The sequence below is a fragment of the Streptomyces sp. NPDC000878 genome (genome assembly GCF_053599695.1).
This window is the reverse complement of the sequence record NZ_JBSFMT010000174.1, coordinates 1-3556: the sequence shown is the minus strand read 5'-3', so window position 1 is coordinate 3556 and position 3556 is coordinate 1. Positions and strand designations below refer to the sequence as shown.

The following is a 3556-nucleotide window of genomic DNA, read 5'->3' as shown; positions in this document are numbered from 1 at the left end:
CCTGGTGGTGATGCTCGGTCCGGCCTCCGAGCCCGTGCGGGCCCTGGCGGCCGGGCGTGAGGACCTCGCCGAGCAGCTGCTTCATCCGTGGCGGGAGCTCGCCGGGGAGTCGCTGCGGCTGGAGGCGGTGTGGCTGGGGCGGCAGGGGACCGGGCCCGGATCGCTGCGCCTGGCCGCGCGGACGGCCGGCCTGGCCGACCGGCTGGGTGTGCGTACGGTGCTGACCAACTCCGTCCGCTACGCCGACGCGGCTCAGCACCGGCTCGCCGACGTGCTGGACGCGGCGCGGCTGCTGCGGCCGGTCGACCGCCGAAGCCTGGACGGCGGCGAGCGGTGGCTGAAGGACCCGGCCGCCATGGCCGCGGCCGCCGACCGGATCGCGCAGGCCACCGGCGCCGGCCGGGGGCGGGCCGCCGGGCTGCTGGGCGAGACCGAGACGACCGCGCAGTCCTGCGTCCTGACCCCGGCCGATCTGGGGCTGGGGCGGCCGCACTTCCCCGAGCCGTCCGTCGTGGGCGCCGGCCCCGATCCCGGTTCGGCGATGCGGCTGCTGCGCCGGCGCTGCGAGGCGGGGATGACCGCCCGCGGCCTGGACACGGACGAATCCGCCGTACGGCAGCTCGACTACGAGCTGGAGGTCATCGGCCGCCTCAAGTACGAGGCGTACTTCCTGGCGGTCGCGCAGGTCGTGGCCGATGTGCGGGCGATGGGCGTGCGGGTCGCCGCACGCGGCTCGGGCGCCGGTTCCATGGTCAACCACAGCTTGTTCGTCGCCACGGCCAATCCGCTGGAGCACCGGCTGCTGTTCGAACGCTTCCTGTCCGAGCGTCGTACGTCGTTGCCGGACATAGACCTGGACGTGGAGTCGGCCCGGCGCCTGGAGGTCTACGACAGGATCATCGAGAGGTTCGGGCGGGAGCGGGTCGCGGTCACCGGCATGCCCGAGACCTACCGGGCCCGCCACGCCCTGCGTGACACCGGCCTCGCGCTCGGGCTGGCCCCGCAGGTCGTGGACGAGATCGCCAAGAGCTTCCCCCACATCCGCGCCCGCGACATCCGATCCGCCCTCACCGAACTTCCGGAGCTGCGCCAACTCGCATCCCGAGCAGGGGCGTTCGGGCCGTTGTGGGAGCTGGCTGAGGGCCTGGACGGACTGCCGCGCGGTTACGCCATGCACCCGTGCGGCGTCATCCTGTCCGACGCGAGCCTGCTGGAGAGGCTGCCGGTGCAGCCGACCCCGGGCGGCTACCCGATGGTGCAGGCCGACAAGGAGGACGTCGAAGACCTCGGACTGCTCAAGCTCGATGTCCTGGGGGTGCGGATGCAGTCGGCGATGGCGCACGCCGTCGCGGAGATCCGCCGTACTACGGGCCGTCTGCTCGATCTCGACAACCCCGACCACGTCGACCTCAACGACAACGCTGCCTTCGAGCTCATCCGGCGCTCGGACACGGTGGGCCTCTTCCAGCTCGAATCACCCGGCCAGCAGGATCTGGTGGGCCGGCTGCAGCCGCGGCACCTCCAGGACGTCATCGCCGACATCAGCCTCTTCCGGCCCGGCCCTGTCAGCGGCGGCATGCCCGCGCTGTTCATCGCCGCGCGCCACGGCGCCGCGCCCCGCTACCCGCACCCGGACCTGGAGGCGATCCTCTCCGACACGTACGGGGTGGTGATCTGGCACGAGCAGATCATCGCGATCCTCGCCCGGATGACCGGCTGCGACCGCGCCGCCGCCGATGTCGCCCGCCGCGCGCTGGCCGACCCGGACCGGCTGGCGGGAGTGGAGGCATGGTTTCGCCGTACGGCCGGCGAGCGCGGCTACGACACCACGGTCCTGGACGAGGTGTGGGAGACGGTTGCCGCCTTCGGCGCGTACGGCTTCTGCCGCGCCCACGCGGTCGCCTTCGCCGTCCCCGCCCTCCAGTCCGCCTTCCTGAAAGCACATCACCCCGCCGCCCTGTACGCGGGCCTGCTGGAGCACGACCCGGGCATGTGGCCGCGCCGCGTGATCGTCGCGGACGCGCGCCGCCACGGCGTGCCCGTACTGAACGTCGACGTCAACCGCTCCCGCCCCGAGTACAGCGTGGAACAGACCGGGCAGGGCTGGGGGGTCCGGCTGGCCTTGTCCGCGGTCAAGGGAATCAGCGAGTACGAGGTCGCCCGCCTCGCGGCCGGCCAGCCCTACGCCGGACTCCAGGACCTGTGGCAGCGCGCCCGCCCGTCCCTGCCCATCGCGCAGAGCCTGATCCGCATCGGCGCCCTCGACTCCCTCGCCACGGACCTGACCCGCCGCGACCTCCTTCTGCAGGCCACCGAACTGCACCGGCAGTACCGCAATCGTGCCGCCACCGAAGGACAGCTCCCGCTCGGCGGCGAACTCGCCGCCGCCGAACCGAGCGGCCTGCCGGAGATGACCGGCCGCGACAAGCTGGGTGCCGAGCTGGACGTCCTGTCCATCGACGTCACCCACCACCTGATGGAGCACCACCACCGGCTGCTGCGCGAACTCGGCGCCACCGACGCCGCCCACCTGCGCGCCCTGCACCCCGGCCAGAAAGTCCTGGTGGCCGGGGTACGCGCCTCCACCCAGACCCCGCCGATCCCGTCCGGCAAGCGGATCATCTTCGTCACCCTCGAAGACGGCTCCGGACTCGTCGACCTCGCCTTCTTCGAAGACAGCCACGAGCGCGTCGCGCACACGGTTTTCCACTCCGGGCTGCTCCTGGTACGCGGCACCGTCGAAGCCCGCGGGCCGCGCCGCACGGTCGTCGGCGAGAGGGCGTGGGACCTCGAGGAAGTCGCCGCCGCACGCCGCGACCACGGCCCCCAGGCAGCCCTGGACCTGCTCGACCGCGACGCTCCCGCCCCCACCCCCGCCCAGCCCCCGCAGCGGACGCTCACCGACGGCACCGCCGGGGCCCGCCTGCACCCGTACGCCGACCTCCAGCCCGCCGGCACCCGCTCCGCAGACCTGCGGCGCCTCGGCCACCGCAGCCCGGGAAGCGCAGGGTGACCGCCATCACATTCTCCACCTCCGGTTCGTCCTCCCGCCCGGCCACGACCCGGACCTCCTGGAGCAGCTGCACCGGCTCCTCCAGGACGTCACACCGCGCGTGCAGATGCTTGTGCCGGACAGCGCCGTGCTGGATCTCACCGGCAGCCTGGGCTTCTGGAACCGCGACGCCCGCGGCATCACCGACCTCATCCAGCTGCGCGCTGCGGCGTTCTTCGGGGTGTCCTCGGCGGCGGCGGCGGCCGCGCCGAACCCGATGCTCGCCGCCATGGCCGCCGCCCTCACCCCGCCCGGCCGGCGAACCGTCATCGAGGACACCCCCGAAGCAATCGCCCTGTTCCTGCGGCCCCGCCCTGTCCGGGAACTGCCCGGTGCCGGCACGGCGACGGCGGCCACGCTCACCGAGTACGGCCTGCACACCGTCGGCGACCTCGCCGACGTCCCCGCGCTCGCCCTGCAACGCCTGCTCGGAGCCCGCACCGGCCGCACACTCCACGAACGCGCTCACGGCCGCGACACCACCGTCGTCGACCCCGCCCCCGT

Annotated in this window: 2 protein-coding genes; both read left to right on the top strand. The window is 73.6% G+C overall.

The annotated features are described in order from the left end of the window. Positions 1-3013 (top strand): DNA polymerase III subunit alpha (gene dnaE / locus ACWDR4_RS49920; RefSeq protein WP_450418823.1); only part of this gene is annotated, 3013 nt, incomplete at its 5' end. Positions 3014-3119: 106 nt separating this feature from the next. After that, a partial coding sequence (locus ACWDR4_RS49915) for a DNA polymerase thumb domain-containing protein (protein WP_450418824.1) occupies positions 3120-3556 on the top strand: 437 nt, incomplete at its 3' end.